Here is a 22,481-nt window from a genome sequence, read left to right as displayed (position 1 = left end):
ATGTACGTAAAATGCTACATGTCAGATATAATCTTACATCATCCCATGAATTCTTCATGGGTCATGGTTTTCCGGGAACGCGAGGCTCACATCGCGGCGAGCTTCGCGCGGAAGGCCTCGACGCCCTCTCCAGGCTCCCGCGCGACCTCGCTGCGAATCACGCCCTCGTCGAGCATCAAGGCCCGATCGACGACGCCCGCGACCATGTCCAGGTCGTGGCTCGACAACAAGATGGCAGCGCCCCCCTTCGCCTCGGCGCGGAGCAGCTCGGCGAGCAGGCCCCGGCCGCTGCGATCGAGGGCGGTGAAGGGCTCGTCGAGGATCAGCAGCTCGGGCTCGAGGGCCAGGGCCCGCGCCAGGGCCACGCGCTGCGCCATGCCCCGGGAGAAGGTCTGCACCGGACGCTCGACGACCTCGCCCAGGCCCAAGCGGGTGAGCACCGCCGTCGGCTCGAGCTCGGCCTTGGTGCTGGCGTGGCCCGCGAGCTCGACGAAGAGCTCGACGTTCTCCCGGGCGCTGAGCAGACCGTAGAGCTGCGGGCTGTGGGCCAGCCACGCCAGCCGTCGACGCAGCTCGACGCCGATGTCCTCGTGGACCGCGCCCGCGAAGCAGCGCGCCCCCTCGTCGGGCTGCAGCAGACCGACGAGGATGGAGAAGAGCGTGGTCTTGCCCGCGCCGTTGGCCCCGAGCAGGGCGACGATCTCCCCGGACTCGACGCGCAGATCGACGCCGCGGAGCACGGCCTTGCGGCCAAAGCGACGCCGGATCTGGCGCAGCTCGACGGGCAGCACGCTCGCGGACGGACTCACGGGCAACTCAGCCTTGGTCGGCGCCGAGGGCCTCGAGCTGGCGGTAGACCCGATCGAGGGCTTCGACCAGGCGCTTGCGCTCCCGGCCACGCTCGGCGCTCGCCTTCGCGGGCGCCTGTGCCTGGGTCGCGTCCATCTCGACCAGAGCAGCGATCAGCGTGTCGCGGCGCTTGAGCAAGGCCTCGCGCGGGCTGACCCGCGGACGCAGGCCGATGCCGAGGCCGGTGCCGATCACCCCCAGGGCGAGGAGGAACCACGCCGTGTAGGGCCAAATTCGGCTGCGCACCGGCAGCCCCTCGACGACGACGCTCATGTCGCTGCCGCCCCACAGGCCCACGTTGCAGGCGTGACCCTCGGCGGCCATGTAGTCGCAGATCCGAGGCACGAAGCGGTCGTGGCCGAGCTTGTAGAGCTCGATGGGGCCGCCGTCGCGGCCGGCGTGGGGGTTGACCTCTGGGGCCCCGGCGACGCCGTGGGTGACGTCGAGCTCCGCGGGCACGGAGACGATCGAGGCGTCCGGAACCAGGGGGAAGGGCGCGCTCCAGTCGAGCTCCAACGAGCCGTCGTGCTGGATGCCCACGGCGAAGCTCAGGCGTATCTCCTGGCCGGGCAAGAGCGGCCGGTCGACGTCGACCCAGGGGGCCTCGCCGTCGTGGAACAGCCAGTCCTCGGCCTCGGGCAGCACGTGCACGGACTTGGTCCCGTCCGGGGCGTGGAGGCGCATGCCCCCGGGCACCCAAAAGGCCTCGTCGCCGTCGACGAAGACCGCGTACATCAAGGTCACCGAGGCGAAGTCGTTCTCCCGGGGGAGCACGTCGATCTGCAGGGCGCTGCGCACCCGCTGGCGGTCGCTGGTCGCCTCGAACACGCGCAGAGGCACGATGGCGCCCTGGGCCTCGGGCATCTCGAACAGCGTCGAGCTGTAGGGCGCGCCGTCGTAGACCACCCGGACCTGGGCCAGGGTGTCCTGGTCGACGGTGACCCCGTCGATGATCACCTCGCCGCGCTCGTCGGTGGTCCCGCTGCGGTCGCTCGAGTCCCCCGAGGTCTGGCTGCTATGCACCGTCACCAGCTGGTTGGCGACGGGCTTGTCGCGGGCGTCGACGAGCAGCACGCGGACCTGGCCGCGGGCCAGGCTCTTGTCGACGCGGGGTCCGGGCAAGGCCATGCGCGGCGGCGGGGCGACCGGGGGCTGCGCCTGGCTCGGCGCGCCTCCTGCCGCGCCATCGGCAGGCATGGCGCCCTTGGCCAGGACCACGGCGTAGGCCATGATCCCCAGGCGAAAGTCGGGGGCGCCGACGGTCAGCTCCTGCGAGCGCGTCGGCTCGGCGCCGTCTTCGAGGGTCGCCTCGACCACGAGCACGCTGCCGGCGGGCAGGGCCTCGTGCAGGCCCTCGAAGCTGACCCGGCCCTCGGCGTCGGAGGTCGCCTTGCGGACCTCGGGCTCCGCGTCCGCGGCGTCCTCGGGGCGGCGAATCTCGAGGCGAATCTCGATGCCCTCGATGGGCCCGAGCTCGCCCTGCTTCTCGCCCTCGGCGTTGCGGCCCAGATCGAGGGCGCCGACGATCAGCTGACCCGCGGGGCGACCGGCGAGGGCGAAGGGCTTGCCCGGCATGGGCACCGCCCCCTGGCCGCCGTGGTTCGGGGCGCCCTGGGGCGGCGTCCCGGCTCCGGCTCCGGCTCCGTTGCCAGGGCGCACGAGCAAGAGCGCGACGCCGGCCTGGGCCGTGAGCGCGAAGCTCTGCGAGCGCAGCTGCTCGTCGCCGATGGTCGCCGAGGCCGTCACCGTCGCGCCGATGTGCTCGGCGATCGAGAAGCTCGCCCTGCCCTGCTCGACGGTCTGGGCCTCGAGGCGCTTGGTCTCTCCGCCGGCCGTCTGGACCTCGAGGGTCACGGTCACGCCGATCGCCGGGTTGGCGAAGCTCCCGTCGAGGCAGCGCACGGTCACGGTGCCCGGCGCGAGCTGGGGATCGGGGCGCGGGATCCCGGACATGCGGCTGGGGTCGGGCATGCCCGCGGGCGGCCCGGCGAAGGCGACGCTCGACGTGCCCACGGCCAGGCCCAGGCCCAGCGCCGCGCTCAGGGCGAGCCGAAGCTTCGCGCGCCTCATTGGGGCCCTCCGACGTGCACGACGACCTCGTCGCTCGACGCGTCCTCGGGCGCCTCATCCACGGACGCGTCGGGCTCGTCGGGCTCGTCACCCTGGTCGCCGTCTTCGTCCAGCAGCCCGCCCCAGCTCTCGATCGCCTGCAGGTGCGCGACGAGCAAGGGGTGGATCTCCTTGTCCTGGTCGAGGCGGCGCATGACCTCGATGGCCCGCAGCTTGTAGCGCGCGCTGATCTCCTCGAAGTCCTCGTCGGACAGCTTGCCCATGTCGTGGTCGAACTCCAGCTCCTTGATGGCTCGGAGCACGCGGCGCTTCTCCTCGCGCAGCTCGGCGAGGGTCGAGTGCTCGGCCCCCGCCTCGGCCTCGACGACCAAGGTCGCGGCCTGCGGCCGGGTCAGGGCCACGACGATGTTCCACATCCCGCGCAGCGACCAGATCATCACCGCGCAGGTCAGCGCCAGGGCCAGCGTGGGCGCGTCGAGCTCGACCCCGACGAAGGCCATCAGGCCCATGAGCACCAGACCGACGAGGACCACGCTCAGGGCCGCGAACGCGGCCGTCGAGACCAGGCGCAGGTCGTCGTCGGTCTTGGCCTTGTGCCCGCGCGGCCCCTGCGGGGCCGGACTCCCCTGGCTCGCCTCACTCATGCGTGGCGCCCTTCTTCTTCTTGGTCCCGATGCAGATCGCCGCGCCCAGCAGCATGATCGTCGTGCCCACCCACACCCAGTTGACCAGGGGGTTGATGAACAGGCGCAGCTGCGTGACGCCGGTGGTCATGTCCACGGTCTGCATCGAGGCGTAGACGTCCTCGCCCACGCTCATGTGCCGCGAGACCTCGGTGGTCGGCTGCTCGGGCAGCTGGAAGTACCACCAGCGCGCCGGCTCGAGCACGTCGACGACCCGGCCGTTGCGGATCACCTCGAGCTCCGCGGTGATCATCTGCTTTTGCCAGTCCTCCGTGGCCGTGAGCCCGTTGTGGCGGATCTCGTAGTCGCCCAGGGCGATGACGTCACCCGGCGTGGCGTTGATCTTGCGGTCGACCCCGTAGGACTTGCCGGCGAAGCCGAAGAACATCAAGACCACGCCGAGGTGGATGACGTAGCCGCCGTAGCGGCGCCGGGCCTTGAGCAGCAAGCGGATGCCGGCGTCGACGACCGAGAGCTTGGGGTTGTTGCGCTTGGCCACCGAGATGCCGCGGGCGAACTCCTGGGCGATGGTCGCCAAGGTGAACGCGCACAGGCCGAAGCACGCCAGGGCCCACACGTGGTCGCCGAAGGCCGCGCCCAGCTCCTTGGCCGAGGGGGCCGCCTCGCCCATCTCCGCGAGCACCCCCGCCAGGCGCCGAGCCTCGAGGCCCATGGCCAACAGCGTGCCCACGACGCCGAACAGCAGCGGAATGGTGAACTGCTTTTGCAGGCTCTCCGTCGAGGTCCGCCGCCAAGCCAGCAGCGGGCCCACGCCCATGAGCAGCAACAGGGCCAGGCCCGCGGGCGTCATGTAGTGGTTGTAGTGGCTCTCTCGGATGGTGATCCGGTCGTCGAGGATCCACTCGCTCAGCGTCGGCCAGATCGTCGAGCCGAGCACGAAGAAGGCCATCCCCAGCAAGATCCAGTTGTTGATCAGGAAGGCGAACTCGCGGCTCATCGGGCTCTCGAGCTCAGACCGGGCGCGCAGCAGGTCCCAGCGCCAGATCAACACGCCGAAGCTGCCGACCAAGATCACGACTAGAAAAATTCCGAAGATCCACGCCAGCTGCGGGTCCTTGCCGAAGGCGTGCACGCTCTGGACCACCCCCGAGCGCGTCAGGAAGGTGCCCATGATGCTCAGCCAGAAGCTGAAGATGACCAGGGCCACGTTCCAGCGCTTGAGCATGCCGCGGCGCTCTTGAATCATGATCGAGTGCAGGAAGGCCGTGGCCGTGAACCAGGGGATCAGCCCCGCGTTCTCGACCGGGTCCCAGGCCCAGTAGCCGCCCCAGCCCAGCTCCTCGTAAGCCCACAGCCCGCCGAGCACGAGCCCGAAGGACAGGAAGGACCAGCTGAACAGGGTCCAGCGCCGGACGCTGCGCTGCCACGCCGAGTCGACCGTGCCGGTGATCACCGCCGCCATGCCGAAGGCGTAGGGCACCGCCAGCGACACGTAGCCCAGGTAGAGGCTGGGCGGGTGGATGATCATGTAGGCGTTTTGCAGCAGCGGGTTCAGGCCCCGGGGCGCCCCCGCCATCTCCGGCTCGAGCATGAAGGGCTCGAAGGGGTTCTTGACGAAGATCAGCAGCGCGACGAAGAACAGGTTGATGACCGCGAGGATCCAGACCACGTGAGGGATGAGCTCCTCGTGGCGGTGTCGATTGGCGCGCACCGCCAGGGCCGAGAACAGGCTCAGCAGCAGCACCCAAAACAGCAGCGAGCCGTCTAGACCACCCCAAAAGGCGGTGATCTTGTAGAACAGCGGCATCGCCGAGTCGCTGGTGTGGTGGACGTACTGGATGGAGAAGTCGTCGGCCAAGAACGCGTAGATGATCAGCGAGGACGCGAACGTGGCCAGGCCGGCCATGGCGTAGATGCCCTGGACCGCGCCCTCGACGAGACGAGCGGAGCGGCGGCGGGCGCCGAGCATGGCCATGGCGATGGTCGCCAGGCACACGGCAAAGAGGACGACGAGGGAGAGGGTTCCGAGATCTGCGACACGCATGGCTGAGCTCCTGAGAAGGCGATGGGGGGTGAGCTCAGCTCTGCTTGGCTGGGGCGCCCGGCTCTTCTTCGTACTTCGACGGGCACTTGGCCGTCATCTCTTTGCTGTGCAGCGTGTCGCCGTCTTTGAGGCGACCCGTCATCACGACCTCGCCGCCCTCCATGAAGGTGTCGGGGAGCAGGTCCGTGTAGACGACCTTGAGGCGCTTGCCCTTGTACTCGATGACGAAGTGGTAGTCGCCGGCCTCGTCCTGGCGCAGCGAGTCCTCGACGACGTTGCCGTGGACCTTGAACTCGCGCTCGCCGTAGTCGTCGGGGCTGGCGACGACCTTGTCGACGTAGACGTACTCGAGCACGCCCTCGTCGGGGGAAGAGAACACGAGGAAGGCGACGGCCGCGAGGACCACGCCACCGATGGCGAATTGGGTTGCAGTGTTGAGTGCCATGACGTGTCTCGTCCTTCTCGGGCAGCTTAGCCGCCGATGCTGATCATCGCTTTTTGTGGCCCGCCTGAGCCGTCAATCTCGAAGCCGTGGGTGTCTCGCTTTTGCCCCAGCGCCGCGGCGACGACGGCGGCGAGCCGACCCGGAATTCCGCTGCGTAGGGCCGCTCGGAGGTCCCCTGCGTCATCGCGCGCGAGGCAGGCGTGAAGCTGACCCGTGGCCGATACCCGCAGTCGATTGCAGGTATCGCAGAAGTTCTCGGTCATCGCGGAGATGATCCCGAAGCGGCGGCCGTCGTGGGCTCCGCCGCGCACGCGCCAGTAGCGGGCCGGGCCGACCGGGCCCGCGGGTCGGCCCTCGGCCTCGAGTGCCCCGGCGCCCAGCCCCTGGATCAGGGTCTCGCGGATCGCCGCGGCGGGCATGAGCTCGCCGGGGACGAACAGCCGCCCCCCGGCCATGGGCATGAGCTCGATGAAGCGCGGCGTGGCGTCGTGGCCCCAGGCAAAGCGACACAGCTCGGCGAGCTCGTCGTGGTTGAAGCCCTGGAGCGCGACGGTGTTGAGCTTGAGGCGAAAGCCCGCCGCGCTCGCGGCCGCGATGCCCTCGCGGACCTTGGCCAGGCGGTCGCGGCGGGTGATCGCGGCGAAGCGCTCGGGGTCGAGGCTGTCCACGCTGACGGTCAGGCTGCCCAGGCCCGCGGCCTTCAGGGGCTCGGCGAGCTCGACGAGGCGCTCGCCGTTGGTGGTCATCGCTACCTCGAGGGTCGCGCCCTCCCCCTGCGCCCCGACGGGGGTCTGGGCGAGGCGCTCGACCAGCGCGGCCAGGCCCCGACGCAAGGTCGGCTCGCCCCCAGTCAGGCGCACGCGCTCGACCCCCCAGCGGGCGAAGGCCTCGGCGACGAGGGCGACCTCCTCGAGGCTGAGCACCTCGCTGCGGGCGACGTGCTCGATGCCCTCGGGCGGCATGCAGTAGGTGCAGCGCATGGAGCAGCGGTCCGTCAGGCTCATCCGCAGGTAGCGGACGCGTCGCTGCTGCCGGTCGCTCAGATCCGCCCAGCCAGGCTCGACGGACCCGCCCTCGCCCTCGACCCCACCCGAGCCGAGCTCGACCTTCGAGCGGCGCAGCTGGACCAGCTTCATCGGCGCACACCCTTTCGGGGGCGCGAAACCGGCTCAACGACGCAAAACGCCGATGTGGGGCGCAAACACACCACTTCGAGCGTAGATTGCCATAGCCCCGTGACCGGTGCACCCACCACATCGGTGACCTACCGCGTTCTGGGCCACGTAACCGCCCTCGCGCGCGGCTTTGAGTGAGCTTGTCGGGCGCAGCCAACGCTGACCCCCACCGCCAAGCGCCGCCAACCCTGACGCAAAGTGCAAACCAAAGAAGAAAGGGCCCGGTCGACGACCGAGCCCTCTCTGGCGTGGGTGCAGCGGAGCTTGGGGCTCAGTGCCCGCCGCCGTGCTCACCCTCGGCCTTGGCCTCACCCTCGGCCTTGGCCTCAGCCCCACCGTGGCCTTCGGCGGCGGCGGCTCGGGCGGGTTCTCGAGGGCCTCCGCCTGGTCCATGACGTGGCGCTGGAACTCGATGCCGGCCTCTTCGTTGAGCTCGTCCGTGGTGCTCATGTCGAACAGCGTGAACGTGAAGAAGATGGCGATGAAGATCAGCGAGACCACGAACACGAAGGCGTAGAAGCGGTCTTCGTAGGCGAGGTGCATGAAGAAGAGCACCACCAGGCTGCCCTTGCAGATGGCGACGGCCATCGCGACGGGGAGGCTGGCGGGGCCGAGGCCCGCGAAGGACACCGCGTAGGTCAGGATCGTCAGGAACAGCAGGGCGATGAACACCGCCGTGAACTGCCAGACGGGCGTGACGTGGTGGTGGTCCTCGTGGGGATGCTCGACGGGCTTACCGTTCAGGAAAACCTTGGGATCGGACATGGCTAGGGCCTCCTCACTTCACCAGGTAGAGCAGGGGGAACAGGAAAATCCACACCAGGTCGACGATGTGCCAGTAGATACCGGCGTTCTCGACCGCGACGTAGTTTTGCGAGCTGAACTCGCTGCGTCGGGCGCGGATCAGGATCCAGGTCAGCACGCCGATACCCACGACGACGTGGACACCGTGGAGCCCGGTCATCGTGAAGTAGAGCCCGTAGAAGACCTTGGAGTACTTCGGCAGGTGGTAGCCGTGCTCGGCCGCGGCGAACAGGTCACCGGGCAGCAGGCCGTGGTGGATCTTGGCGCTGTACTCGAAGTACTTGACGATCAAGAAGATGAAGGCGCAGACGATCGTGATGATCAGGTTGCGCTCGAGCGCCTTTTTGTTGTTCGTCTGCGCCGCCCGGACACCGAGGGCCATGGTGTAGGAGGAGAACAAGAGCACGATGGTGTTGAGGCCACCGAGGGTCTTGTTGAGCTCCTCCGAGGCCGTCAACAGCATCTCCGGGTACATCTTCCGGAGGATGAAGTAGGCCAGGAACAAGCCGCTGAACATCAGCAGCTCCGTGCATGCGAACAGCCACATGCCCAGCTTGGCCGAGCTCATCTGCTGCCCGACGGTGTCGAAGTGGTGGGCGAGGAACCAGGGGCGTTCCTCGTCGTGATCGTGTGCGTTGCTGCTCATGGATCGTCCTCCAGTGCGCAGGTGGGGTCAGTGGTGAGCCCCGGCCGACTTGTCGATCTCCGGGAAGTCGTAGGGACTGCCGGTGACGCGGGGGGTCATGTGGAAGTTGTGCTCGATGGGCGGGCTGGCGGTCTGCCACTCGAGGCTCACGGCCTTCCACGGGTTCGCGGGGGCGCGCTCGCCGTTCTTGAGCGCCATGACCAGGGTGCCGAGCACCGTGAACAGGCCCAGGGCCAGGATCCACGAGCCGATGGTCGAGACCTGGTGCATGACCTCGTACTCGGGCAGGTAGGCGTAGTAGCGGCGGGGCATGCCCTGGTGACCCAAGAAGAACTGGGTCAGGAAGGTCATGTTGAAGCCGATGAACACCAGCAGCGCCGAGATCTTGCCGGCGGTCTCGTTGTACATCCGGCCGAAGAACTTCGGCCACCAGTGGTAGAGGCCGCCGAGGAAGGCGACGACGGTGCCGCCGACCATGACGTAGTGGAAGTGCGCGACCACGAAGTAGGTCTCGTGGAGGTGGACGTCCACGGACAGGGTGCCGAGGTAGACGCCCGTCAGCCCGCCGATGGTGAAGGTCCACAGGAACACGAGGCCGTACCACATCGGCGTGGTGTAGCGGATCGAGCCCCCGTAGAGCGTCGCCACCCACGAGAACACCTTGATGGCCGTGGGCACCGCGACCGCGAAGGTCAGGAAGGAGAACACCACGCCGGCGAGCTCGGACTGGCCCGACACGAACATGTGGTGGCCCCACACGATGAAGGAGATGACCGCGATGGCCACGGAGGACATCGCAATCGCCCGGTAGCCGAAGATGTGCTTGCGGCTGTGGACGGTGATGATCTCCGAGATGATGCCGAAGCCCGGCAAGATCATGATGTAGACGGCGGGGTGGCTGTAGAACCAAAAGAAGTGCTGGTACAGCACCGGGTCGCCGCCCATGGCCGGGTCGAAGATGCCGATGTTGAGGGTCCGCTCGATGATGAGCAGGAACAAGGTGATGGCCAGGACCGGCGTGGCCATGATCTGGATCAGCGCCGTGGCGTAGAGGGCCCAGATCATCAGCGGCATGCGGTTCCAGGTCATGCCCGGGGCGCGCATCTTGTGGACGGTGACCACGAAGTTCAGGCCCGTCAAAATCGATGAGAAGCCCGCTACAAAGGCCCCCATCGTCGCCATGATCACCGCGGATCCGGTCGACTTGGAGTAGGGCGTATAGAAGGTCCAGCCCGTGTCCAGGGACCCCAGCAGCAGGGTCATGACCAGCATGATCGCCGCGATGCAGTAGATGTAGAAGCTCAGCAGGTTGAGCTTCGGGAAGGCCACGTCCTTGGCGCCCAGCATCAGGGGCAGGACGAAGTTCCCCATGGCCGCCGGGACCGAGGGGATGATGAACAGGAACACCATGATGGCGCCGTGCAGCGTGAAGACCTTGTTGTAGGTCTGGGCGGACATGAAGTCCTGCTGCCCGGTGAACAGCTCGGTGCGCAGCGCGATGGCCAGGAGGCCGGCGACCAAGAAGAAGAACATGGTCGCGGCCAGGTACATCAACCCGATGCGCTTGTGATCGACGGTGATCAGCCAAGACATCAGGCCCTTCTTGGCCGTCAGGTAACTAGGCTCGACGGCCTCGTGGTTCTTGTCGTCAGACATGCTCAATCTCCCAATCTGCTACTTGAGCGACTTGATGTAGGCGATCAGCGCGTTGAGCTGCTCGTCGTTGATTTGGCCCGCGAAGGAGGGCATCTGCGGGGTGTAGCCCGCGACGATCTTGGCGTTGGGCTCCATGATCGACTCGCGGATGTAGTTCTCGTCCGCCTCGACGCTGCTGCCGTCGGCCAGGTTCTCGGACTTGCCGTAGAGGCCGCCGAAGCCGGGCCCGACCTTCCGGGTCGCGTCGGTGTTGTGGCAGGAGTTGCAGGCGAAGGCCTTGTAGACCTTCTCGCCGAACTGCTCGAGGCTCTCGCCCTCGCCCTGCTCGAGGGTGGTCGCGGCCGCGACCTCGGCCTTGTAGTCCTCGGGCTCGACGACTCGGACGACCGCGAGCATCGAGGAGTGCTCGTCGCCGCAGTACTCGGTGCAGAACACGGGGAAGTCACCGAGCTCGGTGGCCTCGAACCAGACGTAGGTGTAGCGCCCGGGGACGACGTCCTTCTTGACCCGGAAGGCCGGGATGTAGAAGGAGTGGATGACGTCCTTGGAGGTCATCGTCAGGCGCACGGCCTGGCCCTTGGGCACGACCAGCAGCGGGGCAATCTCGCCGTCCTCGACCTCGGTGGTCGCCGCGACGGGGCGCCCGGGGTACTCGAAGGTCCAGTACCACTTCTGACCGGTGACGTGGATGTCGATGGAGTCCGCCGGCGGCGAGCTGAGCTTGACGAAGTCGAGCTCACCCCAGACGAAGAACACCATGAGGAAGATGGCCGGGATGGCGCTCCAGGCGAACTCGAGCTTGCCGTTGTGGGTCAACGGCGAGGTCTTGTCGTCCTCGGACTTCATCTTGTACTTCCACATGAAGTAGAACATCGTCCCGATGACCAGCACGAAGGAGATGCCGGTCACCGCGGTGAGCAAGATGTAGAGCCCGTCAAGGGACTGCGCGTGGTTGGACGCGGTCGGCAGGAGCTCCCAGGGGGAGTCCGACATCGGGGGTGTCCCGAGCTTCTCGGGGGGAATGAAATAGGCGATCACGCTCGTGCCTCCATCTCGATGGCAATGCGTCCGCGACGTTCACGTCGCCAGACGAAGACCAGTGGAATGCCGACGATGAAGATCATGGCTACGCCTCCAAGGCGCATGATCCCCATCGCGAAGGGTCCGTACTTCCCCAACGTCGCGTCGTAGTGGAAGCAGGAGAGAATGATTTTGTCCACGGTGCTCCCCACCCGCCCTTCGGCGGCCTCCATCAACGCGAACTTGATGTCGGCGGGGTTGTACTCGAGCCCGTAGACGTAGCGGGCAATCTTGCCCTTGGGCGAAACGAACATCAGCACGGCGGGGTGCGCGTACTGATCTTGCTCGGCGTCGTAGGCGTAGCCCACGCCGAGCTGCGCGGCGAGCATGCGGACTTGCAAGGCGTCGCCGGTGAGGAAGTTCCAGTCGACGTCCCCGCGGCCGAGGGCCTCGAGGTGGCTGTCGCGCTTGCCCGCGGCGATCTCGGTGGTCTCGCGCGGGTCGATGCTGACGGTGACGACCCGGTACTGCTCGCCGGGGGTCCACTCGAACTTCTCCAGCGCGCGGGTCAGGCCGTTGAGCTGGAGGCTGCACAGGGTCGGGCAGCGGTAGTAGTTGAGGGTGATGAGCACGGGGCGCTCACCGTCGAAGTAGTCGCCGAGGCGGACCTTCTCGCCCGTGTGGTCGACGAACTCGAGGTCCATGTCGACCACGCCCCCGAGCATCTCGTCGACGCCGACCTCGTTGGCCTCGGGCGAGAGGTTGCGGTTGCCCGATTGTCCCAGCTGGATGCCGTCGTTGCCCGGCCGCGCCGCACGAGCGTCGCCAGCGGAGATGGTCAGACCTCCGATGAGCGAGAGCGCGATGAGCAGGCGTTTCATGGCAGCGAGTGAATGGCTGGGGCTGGGGCTGGGGCTTGGGGGGAGGAGAGCGATTACTCGCCGTCGGCCTTGGCGGGCTCGGGCTTCGCCGGGGCCTCTTCGGGCTTAGCGGGCTTCTCGGGCTTGTCACCTTCGGCGGGCGCATCCGCAGCTTCTGCGGGCTTTGCCGGGGCCTCGGGCTTCGCCTCCTCGGCGGGCTTTGCCTCTTCGGTGGGGGCGGGCGCGTCACCCTCGGCGCCCTCCCCCTCTGCGGGGGCGGGCTCGGGCTTGGCGGGCTCGGGAGCCTTCAGCTCCTTCGCCGGGGCCTCGGCGGGCTTGGCCGCCGCGGCGGCGCCAGCGGCCGCGGTGTCGGGGCTGACCCAACCGGGGTAGGCGGGCTGCGCCTTCATCTTGCCGGCGTCGGCGAGCACGGCCTTGGCCGACGCGTCGAGCTCCGCGGTGTCCTCGGCCATCTTGGCCTTGTAGTCCTTGAGGATGAACGAGCCCTCGGCGGCGTTGCGGTCCTGCAGCTCGCGCTGCTGGAGGTAGAACCATTGGACCACGCCCATGGAGGCCAGCAGGGTCACGATCGAGAGCGATCCGACGAGCTGGAACAAGAGCTTGGTGTTGATGGCCTCGAGCTCGTGCCCACCGGGATCGTGATGGTGATCAGACATGTCCGTTCCCTTTCCTTGATGCGGTGGCTCAGAAGTTCTCGTGGTTGAGCGACTCTTCGAGGCGCGGGTCCTGAATCGGGACCAGCTTCATGCTCTTGAGCGAGTAGCCAAACACCGTCAGGAACACACCAACGAAGGCCACGAAGAAGCCGACGTCGGCCGCGGTGACGTTGATGTACGAGTGGAAGTGGTGGGCCAGCTCCATGGCGCCGGCCTCTTCAGCCCGGCTCGCCGCGTGGTGGGCGAAGGGCGGCTGGACCAGCCAGAAGATGTCGATGAACTCCATGAAGATGATCCAAAAGGCCATCCACACGAGGTAGTTCGAGTTCCGCTTCCAGCCGCGGCGCAGCAGCAGGAAGAAGGGAATCACGAAGCGGCCGAAGATCACCAGGTAGCTCAGGTTCAGCCACTGCCCGTGGGCGCGGTACATGAACCAGTGCGTCTCCTCGGGGATGTTCGCGTACCAGATCAGGAAGTACTGGCTGAAGCCGATGTAGGTCCAGAACACCGTGAACCCGAACATGAACTTGCCCAGGTCGTGGAAGTGCTCGGCCGTGACGACGTCCTTGAGCATCCCCCCGCGCTGCAGGAAGTGGATGACCACGACCAGGAGCGAGTGGATGGCCAGGGCGACGCCCGCGAAGATGTAGACGCCGTACATGGTCGAGAACCAGTGCGGGTCGAGGGACATCATGAAGTCGAAGGCCCCGAAGGTCATCGACAGCGCGAAGGCGATGAGCCCGATGGGCGCCAGGAAGCGCTGCTTGTAGGCGTACTCGGCCGCCTCCTCGGTGCTCTTGGCGTCGTCCTGCTTGCGCGACCAGTTCCAAAACGCGATCGACAGCCCGGACCAGATGGCCAGGTAGAGGCCGAAGCGCGCCTTGAACGAGCCGTGGTTCAGGTAGGCCAGCTTGGCCTTGATCATCGGGTCGTGGAGCACGTGCTCGGTGTGCATCCACTCGAACACGTGGTGCCCGGGGCCGAGCAGCAAGGGGATGCCGCCCAGGGCCACGAAGGGCAGGGTGAACATCGCGTGCTCGGCGATGCGGCGCACGGCCACGGACCAGTTCGCGCGCACCAGGTGCTGGATGATGACGAACACCAGGCCGCCCAGGCCGAGGCTCAGGGCGAACATGAAGCCGTTGAGGTAGCCGGTCCACAGCTTGGCCTGGATGGCGTCGTCCTCCTTGAAGGGGGACGGGCCGGCGAAGCCGATGGCGAAGCCGAGGATGGCCAGGCCGATGCCGACCATCCACACCTTGGCCCAGATGGAGCCGGGGTCGACGGTGATCTGGTTGTCCTCGAGGTCGGCGACCTTCTTCTTGTGGGCGCTCATTGCGAACCTCCCTTGGCGGCCTCGTGCTCGGCCGCGTCGTCCTTGGCGGGCTCAGCCGGAGCCGCGGGCGCGGCAGCGGCCGTGGTCGCAACGGCCTTGTCCCAGCCCTTGGTGCGACCGTGGTTTTGAAGCACGCGGACCCAGGCCGCGATGGCCCAGCGATCCTCGACGGGGATCTGCGCCGCGTAGGGCAGCATGGTGCCCTTGCCGTAGGTGATCACGCTGTAGAAGTGGCCGAGGGGCGCGGGCTGAAGCTCCTTCTTGTGGAGGTTCGCCGGCGCGACCTTGAAGCCGCCGCCACGCGTGGCCGCCGGACCCAGGCCTTGACCGCTCTGGTCGTGGCAGGGCTGGCAATAGATGTTGTAGCGCTCCTCGCCGCGCTCGAGCAGCTCGGGGCTGAGCTCGATCTGCTTGGGCAGCTCGTCGACGAGCAGGCCGTCGAAGCCCCGCCCCTCGTGGAGGTGCTTGTCGGTCTTGAGCTGACCGCGGGCGATGGTGCCCTCGACCTGGGGCCGCGAGGCGCGACCGTCGGCGAAGAACTCGTTGGCCTCCTGGGCCTCCAGCTTCTGCTGGAAGTCCATGTTCCAGTTGAGGTGGACCGGCGGCGCGTCGGAGCGGTTGCCGTTGCAGCCCGTGGTTGCGACGGCCGACAGGGTCAGCCCCGCGAGGGCGATGGCGAAGCGGTTGCGAGACATCATTCCTCGACCTCCTCGACCTTCACGGCCCCGGTGTCTTCGAGAAGCTTCTTGGTCTTCTCGAGGTCGTACCTGGGGTCGATGGCCTCGATGGCGATGAAGAAGCGGTCGTCGGTCGCCCGCGAGAAGCGGGGGACCTTGAACAGCGGGTGGTGGAAGGCGGGCAGCTTGTTCAGCCCCAGCATCCCGAACACCGCCCCGAAGGACGCGAACAGGATGCCGACCTCGAAGGTCACGGGCACGTTCGCCTGGGCCGAAAACAACGGCTTACCGGCGATGACGATGGGGTAGACGATCGTCGACGTGTACCACTGCAGCAGCATGCCGCAGGCGGCACCCGTCATCCCGCAGGCGAACACGATCCACGGCAGCACCGAGGGCTTGATGCCCATGGCTTTGTCGAGGTTGTGCACCGGGAAGGGGGTGAAGGAGTCCCAGCGCCGGTAGCCGGCGTCGCGGACCTTCTCGCAAGCTTTGAAGATCGCCCCGGGGGTGTCGTACTCGGCCAGCAGGCCGAACTTCTTGGGTCCCTTGGTCTTGGCCATCAGGAGTCTCCTAGTGGTCGTCGCCGTGGTGCGGGTCTGCCTCGGGCATCACCGTCTTCACCTCGGCGATGGCGATCATCGGCAGGTAGCGGAGGAACAGGCAGAACAGGGTGAAGAACAGGCCGAAGGAGCCGACCAGCATCGCCAGGTCCCAGATCGTCGGCTGGTAGTAGTCCCAGCTCGACGGCAGGAAGTCGCGGTGCAGCGAGGTCACCGTGATGACGAAGCGCTCGAACCACATGCCGATGTTGACGAAGATCGACAGGATGAACAGCGCCACCGGGCTGCGGCGGACCTTCTTGAACCAGACCAGCTGCGGCGAGATGACGTTGCAGCTAATCATGATCCAGTAGGCCCAGGCGTAGGGGCCGAAGGCGCGGTTGACGAAGGCGAAGCTCTCGTAGGGGTTGCCCGAGTACCAGGCGATGAAGAACTCCATGCCGTAGGCGTAGCCAACGAGGCTGCCCGTCAGCAGGATGATCTTCGCCATGTTCTCGAGGTGCTTGATGGTGATGATGTGCTCGAGCCCGTACCACTTGCGGATCGGGATGAGCAGCGTCAGCACCATGGCGAAGCCAGAGAAGATGGCGCCCGCGACGAAGTAGGGCGGGAAGATCGTCGTGTGCCAACCGGGCAGCTGCGACACCGCGAAGTCGAAGCTAACGATGGTGTGCACCGAGAGGACCAGGGGCGTCGCCAGGCCGGCGAGCAGCAGGTAGGCCTTCTCGTAGTGCTGCCAGTGGCGCGTGGAGCCGCGCCAGCCCAGGGCGAAGATGCCGTAGGCGAGGCGCCGAATCTTGGTCGTCGCCCGGTCGCGCATGGTCGCGAGGTCGGGGATCAGGCCGACGTACCAAAACAGCAGCGAGACCGTGAAGTAGGTCGCGACCGCGAACACGTCCCACAGCAACGGGCTGCGGAAGTTCGGCCACATGCCCATCTGGTTGGGGATCGGCAGGGACCAGTAGATGGCCCAGGGCCGGCCCGTGTGCAGGGTCGGGAACTGCAGGGCGCAGATGACCGCGAAGATGGTCATCGCCTCGGCCGAGCGGTTGACCGCCGTACGCCACTGCTGACGGAAGAGGAAGAGGATCGCCGAGATCAGCGTTCCGGCGTGGCCGATGCCGACCCAGAACACGAAGTTGACGATGGCCCAGCCCCAGTCGACCGGGTTGTTCAAGCCCCAGATACCGACGCCGAACCACAGCAGCCAGGTGACCGCCAGTCCGAACACGCCGAGCAGCGCCAGGGAGGGGATGAAGGCCAGCCACCACGCCAGCGGGGGGTCCTCCACGGGGACGCAGACCTGCTCCGTGACTTCGTGGAAGCTCGGGCCGCCCTCGACGAGGAGCTTCCGGCCGCGGACTGGATCGAGGGGATCTCGTTCTTTAATCGCCTTGGTCGCCATGGTTCACGCGAGCTTGGGGTTCGGGTTGCGGACGCGGCCCAGGTAGCTGGTACGCGGGACCGTGTTGAGGTCGGAGAGGAGCTGGTAGTTGCGCTTGCTGGGCTCGCGCTTGGTGTAGTCCTCGTTGGCGTCGGCGTACTTGAGCTTGGAGACCCGGCTGTTCGGGTCGGTCAGGTCGCCGAAGGTGATCGCCTGGGTCGGGCAGACCTGCTCGCAGGCCGTCACGACGGCCCCGTCGGCCACCTTGTCCTTGCCGTCGACGTGCGCCTCGATCTTGGCGTGGTTGATGCGCTGCACGCAGTACGAGCACTTCTCGATCACGCCGCGGAAGCGGACGGTGACGTCGGGGTTCTTGGCCATCTGCTCGGTGATCGGGATGTCGTCCATGGACACCCGGTCGTTGACGCGGCCGCGGTTGAAGTTGAAGAAGTTGAAGCGACGGACCTTGTAGGGGCAGTTGTTCGCGCAGTAGCGCGTGCCAATGCACCGGTTGTAGGCCATGTCGTTGAGGCCCTCGGGGCTGTGCGCCGTGGCCTGGACCGGGCACACGTTCTCGCAGGGCGCGGTCTCGCAGTGCTGGCACGCGACCGGCATGACCACCGCATCGGGATCGTCGCCGTCGCCCACGTAGTAGCGGTCGATGCGGATCCAGTGCAGCTCGCGGCCGTTCGCGGCCTCCTTCTTGCCGACGACCGGGATGTTGTTCTCGGCCTGGCAAGCGATGACGCACGCGTTGCAGGAGGTGCAGGTGTTGAGGTCGACGGCCATGCCCCACTGGTGGGGGCCGGTCAGCACCGGGACCGCGAGGGTGGGGTGCGTCTCGGGGTCGTAGCGCGACCACGGGGACTTGATCCGCTCGGGCGGCATCAGGTCGCCCTTCTTGGCGAACTCGGGGTCCTCCTCGAAGCCCTTGACCGTGGTCTCACGGTAGAGGGGGCGGCGCTCGTAGTTGATGCCGATGGGCGTGCCCTCTTCCCCGTCGGGGTCGAGGTAGCCGAAGTCCTGGGTCGACACGAGCTCGTAGGTGCCCGAGCCGCGCGAGACCTCGCCGCCGGCGAACCAGCCGCGCTCGTCGGTGCGCAGGACGTTGACGTCGACGCCCGCGCCCTCGGCGATGAGCCCGATGCCCTCGCGGCCGTAGCCGAGGTTCAAGGACACGGTGCGGTCGTGCTGGCCCGGGGCGATCCAGGCCGGGACCTGGATGCTGACGTCGCCGACCTTGATGGCCAGGTTGTCGCCGTTGTCGACGCCGAGCTCGGCGGCGAGGGCCCCGGAGATGTAGGCGCCGTTGTCCCAGACCAGCTTGCTGATCGGGTGGGGCAGCTCCTGCATCCAGCCGTTGTTGGTGTACTCGCCGGCGAGGACCTTGGGGTCGAGGTGGAAGTCGACCTCGAAGGGCGCGTCCTCGACGCTGCGCTGCGCCATGAGGTCGGCGAAGGCCGACCAGCGGTTCGGACGGACGGTGTGGCGGCTGCGCGGCACGCCGGTGACCAGGCCCTCGTGCAGCCAGGTGTTCCAGGTGTCGTCGGACAGCTCCTGGTTGCCGCGGCTGCCGTTGGCGATCTCGTTGGACCAGTAGTCGCGGACGATCTTGGCCGAGGGCACCTCGATGGGGCTCAGCGCCCACTCGCCGCCGGCGCCCTTGGTCGGGACGAGCATCTCGAGGATCTCGAGGGTGCTGCGCGTGCCGTAGAGCGGAGCGATGAGCGGCTGCTGGATGCTGACGGTGCCGTCGAAGGCCTCCAGGTCGCCCCAGGCCTCGAGGTAGTGCGAGGTCGGCAGGTGCCAATCGGCGACCCGGCCGGTCTCGTCGAGGTGCATGCCGGCGTGGACGAGGAGCTCGGCCTTGGCCAGCTTCTCGCCCATGCCGAGGGCCCCGGGGGCGTCGTAGACCGGGTTGGTCCCGAGGCACACGACGTGGGTGATGGTCCCGTCCTCGAGGCCCGCGGCCAGCTCGGCGACGCGCGCGTAGGGGACGGTGTCCGTGCGGTGGTTGAAGCGCAGGGTCCCGGGCGGGTTGGAGCTCGAGGCCCGCAGCATCGTGCTGATGAGGTAGCCGAGGCCGTGGGCCAGGGGCGGCTGACGCTCACCGACGAGCACGGCCGGCATGTCGCGGCTGGCCAGGCCCGGCTTGGCGGAGGACTTGGCCGCGTTGACCAGGTCCTCGGCGAGGGCGGCGACGAAGCGCGTGGTCTTGTCGTCGAAGGCGCCGCGGGTGCGGACGACCGCGCCCAGGGCCTCGGTGCCCGGGGGCAGCTCGAGCTCGTGGGTCTCGACGAGCTCGATGATGAGCGCGCACAGGAAGTCGACCATGTCCCGGCTGGGCAGGCGCAGGCGGTTGTCCGCGGCGGCGCCGGTGACCGAGAGGTGCGACTCGACGGCGTAGAGCCGGCTCATCTTGGCCCCGTCGCTGGGGTCGCGGACCTTGCGGCGCGCCGACCACTCGCGGGCCAGGCGGACGTGGTCCTGCTCGGTGCTCAGGAAGTCCGAGTCGACGGCGACGATGACCGACGCGTCCTTGAGGCTGTGGAAGGTCACCGCCCCCTCGCCGCCGACCATCTCCGCGGCGCGGAGGGTGTTGACGGGGAAGGTCGGGTCCGAGAGGACGACCTTGGCCTTGGGGTAGGTCTGGACGAAGCGCTGCTGCGCCGCGCGGAAGCTCGGCGAGAGGCTGCCCGGCACGACCAGCGCGAGGCCCTCGCCGCCGGCGACGTGGAGCTTCTCGAAGGTCGGGAGCAGGCTGGTCCAGGCGTTCTCCCAGGAGCTCTCGAGCTGGGCGTCCCACTTGACGCTGACCTCGTGCAAGGTCGCGCCGTCGCGCTCGACGGTGCGCCAGGTCGCGCCGCCGTCCTCGGCCACCATGGCCTCACACTTGGCGCGGGCCTCCGCGGCGGCGTCGATGGAGTTCTTGGTCTCGAGGGTGTGCTGCTCGACGTGGTGACACAGCGTCTCGATCGCCTCCTCCTTGGCCCCCTTGGTGTAGGCGCTGATCTCCGTGGAGAACACGGCGGTCGAGCGGTCGGGGTCGTAGAGGTTGAAGACCGAGGCCTGGGCGAACACGTCGGTGGCGCCCTGCGAGCCCGAGTGCTGCGGGTTGCCCTCGATCTTCGTGGGCCGGCCGTCGTGGCTCTCGACCAGGATGCCCATCACCGTGCCACCAACCTGGTAGGCGGAGGCGAAGTACTGCGGCATGCCGGGGATGCGATCCTCGGGCCGCTTGGCGAAGGGCATGATGTGCTCGACCGGCTTGCGCACGCAGGCCGAGGAGCTGAGCCCGGCCAGCGCCGTGGAGGCGCCGATCAGACCCATGAACTTGCGCCGAGACGCGCCGCCTTCGACGACGAGCTCTTCGGCTCCGGGGGCGAACTCCTGGCCCGCGCCCGCGCCCTGCGAACCCAGCACCTTGAGCCGGGTCGTCGTCTTGCGACGCGACGCGCTGCGCCAGTAGGACTTGCTGTTTTGCTTCGACTTGCTCATCGATAGTCCTCCGAGCGATCTAGCGGTGGCACCCCGAGCAGTGCATCGGCGGGTTGGGCATCCGCGTGCGCTCCGGGTCCTCTTGGTAGTTGTAGGCGGCCTTCGCCTCGGCGAACTCGGCGTCGTCCCAGTGCATGTTCGTCACCTGATCCAGGGGCCGCAGGTGCGGCTCTGGCTCACGGTGGCAATCCAGGCACCAACCCATGGACAGCGGCTTGTTCATCTCGACCACGGTCATGCCGTCGATGCGGCCGTGGCAGCTCGCACAGCCGACGCCGGCCGCGACGTGGGGCCGGTGGTCGAAGTAGGCGTAGTCGGGAAGCTGGTGAACGCGGACCCAGGGGATCGAGTCGCCGTTCTCGTAGCTCGCGCGCACGAGCGCGAGACGAGGGCTGTCCGTCTTGACCTGCGAGTGGCAGTTCATGCACGTCGCCGACGGCGGGATCGCGGCGTGAGGCGAGCGCTCGACGGTGTTGTGGCAGTAACGACAGTCGAGGCCCATGTCACCCGCATGCAGCGCGTGGCTGAAGGGCACGGGCTGCTTCGGCTGGTAGCCAGCGTCCGTGTAGTACGGCGAGAACCAGTACCAGATCGAGAAGATCGTCGACGCGACGAGCAGCGGGCAACCGACGCCCAGGAGGGGGATGAGTTTGTTGGTCCAGCGAGGAAAGATGGCCGGCACGACAGTTCACCTTTCGGTGGAGCGACGAGGCGCCGCTCCCAGCGGCTGAGAGTTCGCAGAAACGCCGAAATTCGCGCGCATACGAGACCCTACGGGCGCGCAACCTATCAGTCGGCCGACCTGGTGGCAATACCGGGGGGTCGAGTCGACGCCACCCACGAGCGCGTGATTGCGCCGGTGGATGCGATGGTTGCGAAAGACTCGCCTCGGGGGCCCCTGAGGGCTCGCGTGACGAGACGGTGAAGCCGCGCCGGATCGGTGAAGAGTGCTCATGCACCCCCCTCCTTCCAACGCGGCGAGAACGTCTTGATGTAGTCGGCGAGGGCCGACAGATCCTCGTCCTTCATGCCGACCCAGGGGGGCATGCCGCGCTCGGGCACGCCCGAGCGGATGCGGTCGACGAGGGCTTCGTGGCTGGGGAGCGCACCTTCGGGGGCGAAGGTGAACTCGGCCTTGCGAAAATCGCGGGGCGGGAAGCGGAGGTTGCGGGCGGCGGGGCCCTGACCCGAACCGTCTTCACCGTGGCAGGACACACAGTAGCGGCGATAGAGATCGCGCCCCTGCTCGAGGGTCTCCGCGGGGACCTCTCGACCGCCCAGGGTCATGGGCTCGGTGAAGGTCGGCGCGCCGCCGTCACAGGCCGCGACGCCCATGAGACCGAGCGCGGCGAGGCCCAGACCCAGCAGCCGCAGCCGCGCAGTAGCGTTCGCGGAGGCCCTCACTCGCCCTCCTCCCGAATGCGCATGACCCGGAGGCTGCGGTGGTAGAGTTCGGCCATGCCCTCGTCGTCGATGGAGTAGTAGCCGCGGACGTTGCCGAAGCGGTCGACGAGGGCGAGCTTGATGGAGTGGGCGATGTCGTAGACGCCCGGCGCCCCTTCGATGGCTTGCTTCTCGCCGACGGCGAGCTTGAAGCCGTCGACGACGAAGCCCTCGATGGCGTCGGAGTCTCCGGTGAGGAAGCGCCAGTTGCGCGTATCGGCCCCGATCTTCTCGGCGTAGCCTTTCAAGACCTCGGGCGTATCGGTCTCCGGGTCGACGGTGACCGTGATCAGCTCGATGTGATCCTCGAGCTTGGACGCCGCGACCTGCTCCTGGAACAGGACCATGGCGCGACTGACCGCGGGACAAGTGGACGGACAGCTCGTGAACACGAAGCCGACCACCCAGACCTTGTCCTCCTCGAGGAGGTCGTCGCGGGTGAAGGTCTCGCCCTCGTGGTCGACCAGCGTGAACGCCGGGACCTCGCCGATGATGGGCGGCGGCGGCGGGCGGCGGACCAGGAAAAAGCGCATCGAGGTGATCATCAAGACGAGCAGGGTCCCGCCGATCCACCAGATGTTCTTGCGCAGGAACTTGATCCACGGCGCCGGCTCGGTCCACATGCCCTCGGGCATGCCCTCCGGGCCGGATCCTGCTGCCCCAGCAGCCGTGGACGCCTGCGTGGCCATG

Annotated in this window: 20 protein-coding genes; all 20 read right to left on the bottom strand. The window is 67.6% G+C overall.

Annotation, left to right across the window (positions count from 1 at the left end; genetic code table 11):
* Nucleotides 1-86: 86 nt before the first annotated feature.
* The 20 genes from PPSIR1_RS32690 to PPSIR1_RS32595 all read right to left on the bottom strand — a co-directional run bounded on the left by PPSIR1_RS32690 (nt 87) and on the right by PPSIR1_RS32595 (nt 22,480).
* Nucleotides 87-809 carry an ABC transporter ATP-binding protein gene (locus tag PPSIR1_RS32690; RefSeq protein WP_006975526.1) on the bottom strand — a complete coding sequence of 241 codons (723 nt, stop codon included), beginning with the start codon at nt 807-809 and terminating at the stop codon, nt 87-89.
* A 7-nt stretch (nt 810-816) separates the two neighbouring features.
* Nucleotides 817-2,919, bottom strand: a complete 2,103-nt coding sequence (locus tag PPSIR1_RS48555; protein WP_006975525.1) for an Ig-like domain-containing protein — start codon at nt 2,917-2,919, stop codon at nt 817-819.
* The gene (locus PPSIR1_RS32680) at nt 2,916-3,563 is read right to left on the bottom strand and encodes a hypothetical protein (protein WP_006975524.1); all 648 of its coding nucleotides are present in this window, start codon (nt 3,561-3,563) and stop codon (nt 2,916-2,918) included. Before PPSIR1_RS32680 ends, PPSIR1_RS48555 begins: the two co-directional genes overlap by 4 nt.
* Nucleotides 3,556-5,607: a heme lyase CcmF/NrfE family subunit gene (locus tag PPSIR1_RS32675; protein WP_006975523.1), complete on the bottom strand. Its 2,052-nt coding sequence runs from the start codon at nt 5,605-5,607 to the stop codon at nt 3,556-3,558. Before PPSIR1_RS32675 ends, PPSIR1_RS32680 begins: the two co-directional genes overlap by 8 nt.
* 34 nt (nt 5,608-5,641) lie before the next feature.
* A complete protein-coding gene (locus tag PPSIR1_RS32670; RefSeq protein WP_086001911.1) occupies nt 5,642-6,052 on the bottom strand; it encodes a cytochrome c maturation protein CcmE in 411 nt (136 codons plus the stop codon).
* Between the two features lie 26 nt (nt 6,053-6,078).
* Entirely contained in the window at nt 6,079-7,188 is a 1,110-nt protein-coding gene (moaA, locus tag PPSIR1_RS32665) for a GTP 3',8-cyclase MoaA (protein WP_006975521.1), read from the bottom strand.
* A 33-nt stretch (nt 7,189-7,221) separates the two neighbouring features.
* Nucleotides 7,222-7,992, bottom strand: a complete 771-nt coding sequence (locus tag PPSIR1_RS46870; RefSeq protein WP_006975520.1) for a cytochrome C oxidase subunit IV family protein — start codon at nt 7,990-7,992, stop codon at nt 7,222-7,224.
* A 13-nt stretch (nt 7,993-8,005) separates the two neighbouring features.
* Nucleotides 8,006-8,677, bottom strand: a complete 672-nt coding sequence (locus tag PPSIR1_RS32655; RefSeq protein ID WP_006975519.1) for a cytochrome c oxidase subunit 3 family protein — start codon at nt 8,675-8,677, stop codon at nt 8,006-8,008.
* A gap of 27 nt (nt 8,678-8,704) precedes the next feature.
* Nucleotides 8,705-10,333, bottom strand: coding sequence for a cytochrome c oxidase subunit I (ctaD, locus tag PPSIR1_RS32650; RefSeq protein ID WP_006975518.1), 1,629 nt, complete (start codon nt 10,331-10,333; stop codon nt 8,705-8,707).
* An 18-nt stretch (nt 10,334-10,351) separates the two neighbouring features.
* Nucleotides 10,352-11,326 (bottom strand): cytochrome c oxidase subunit II, encoded by a 975-nt coding sequence (gene coxB / locus PPSIR1_RS32645; protein ID WP_157596207.1) that lies wholly within the window; start codon nt 11,324-11,326, stop codon nt 10,352-10,354.
* A 41-nt stretch (nt 11,327-11,367) separates the two neighbouring features.
* A complete protein-coding gene (locus PPSIR1_RS32640) occupies nt 11,368-12,234 on the bottom strand; it encodes an SCO family protein (protein ID WP_006975516.1) in 867 nt (288 codons plus the stop codon).
* 53 nt (nt 12,235-12,287) lie between these two features.
* A complete protein-coding gene (locus tag PPSIR1_RS44490) occupies nt 12,288-12,890 on the bottom strand; it encodes a hypothetical protein (protein WP_006975515.1) in 603 nt (200 codons plus the stop codon).
* 28 nt (nt 12,891-12,918) lie between these two features.
* Entirely contained in the window at nt 12,919-14,226 is a 1,308-nt protein-coding gene (locus tag PPSIR1_RS32630) for a hypothetical protein (protein ID WP_006975514.1), read from the bottom strand.
* Entirely contained in the window at nt 14,223-14,924 is a 702-nt protein-coding gene (locus tag PPSIR1_RS32625) for a c-type cytochrome (protein WP_006975513.1), read from the bottom strand. The genes PPSIR1_RS32630 and PPSIR1_RS32625 overlap by 4 nt, the downstream gene beginning before the upstream one ends.
* Nucleotides 14,921-15,466 (bottom strand): DUF3341 domain-containing protein, encoded by a 546-nt coding sequence (locus tag PPSIR1_RS32620; protein ID WP_006975512.1) that lies wholly within the window; start codon nt 15,464-15,466, stop codon nt 14,921-14,923. The genes PPSIR1_RS32625 and PPSIR1_RS32620 overlap by 4 nt, the downstream gene beginning before the upstream one ends.
* 10 nt (nt 15,467-15,476) lie before the next feature.
* Nucleotides 15,477-16,871, bottom strand: a complete 1,395-nt coding sequence (gene nrfD, locus PPSIR1_RS32615; protein ID WP_006975511.1) for an NrfD/PsrC family molybdoenzyme membrane anchor subunit — start codon at nt 16,869-16,871, stop codon at nt 15,477-15,479.
* A 3-nt stretch (nt 16,872-16,874) separates the two neighbouring features.
* The gene (locus PPSIR1_RS32610; protein WP_006975510.1) at nt 16,875-20,348 is read right to left on the bottom strand and encodes a 4Fe-4S dicluster domain-containing protein; all 3,474 of its coding nucleotides are present in this window, start codon (nt 20,346-20,348) and stop codon (nt 16,875-16,877) included.
* A gap of 19 nt (nt 20,349-20,367) precedes the next feature.
* A complete protein-coding gene (locus tag PPSIR1_RS32605) occupies nt 20,368-21,030 on the bottom strand; it encodes a cytochrome c3 family protein (RefSeq protein ID WP_006975509.1) in 663 nt (220 codons plus the stop codon).
* Nucleotides 21,031-21,299: 269 nt separating this feature from the next.
* The gene (locus tag PPSIR1_RS32600; RefSeq protein ID WP_157596206.1) at nt 21,300-21,752 is read right to left on the bottom strand and encodes a c-type cytochrome; all 453 of its coding nucleotides are present in this window, start codon (nt 21,750-21,752) and stop codon (nt 21,300-21,302) included.
* Nucleotides 21,749-22,480 (bottom strand): SCO family protein, encoded by a 732-nt coding sequence (locus PPSIR1_RS32595; RefSeq protein ID WP_086001910.1) that lies wholly within the window; start codon nt 22,478-22,480, stop codon nt 21,749-21,751. The genes PPSIR1_RS32600 and PPSIR1_RS32595 overlap by 4 nt, the downstream gene beginning before the upstream one ends.
* Nucleotide 22,481 lies beyond the last annotated feature (1 nt).

Source organism: Plesiocystis pacifica SIR-1 (genome assembly GCF_000170895.1).
Taxonomy (GTDB): Bacteria; Myxococcota_A; Polyangia; order Nannocystales; family Nannocystaceae; genus Plesiocystis; species Plesiocystis pacifica.
This window is presented reverse-complemented; position numbering and strand designations above follow the sequence as displayed.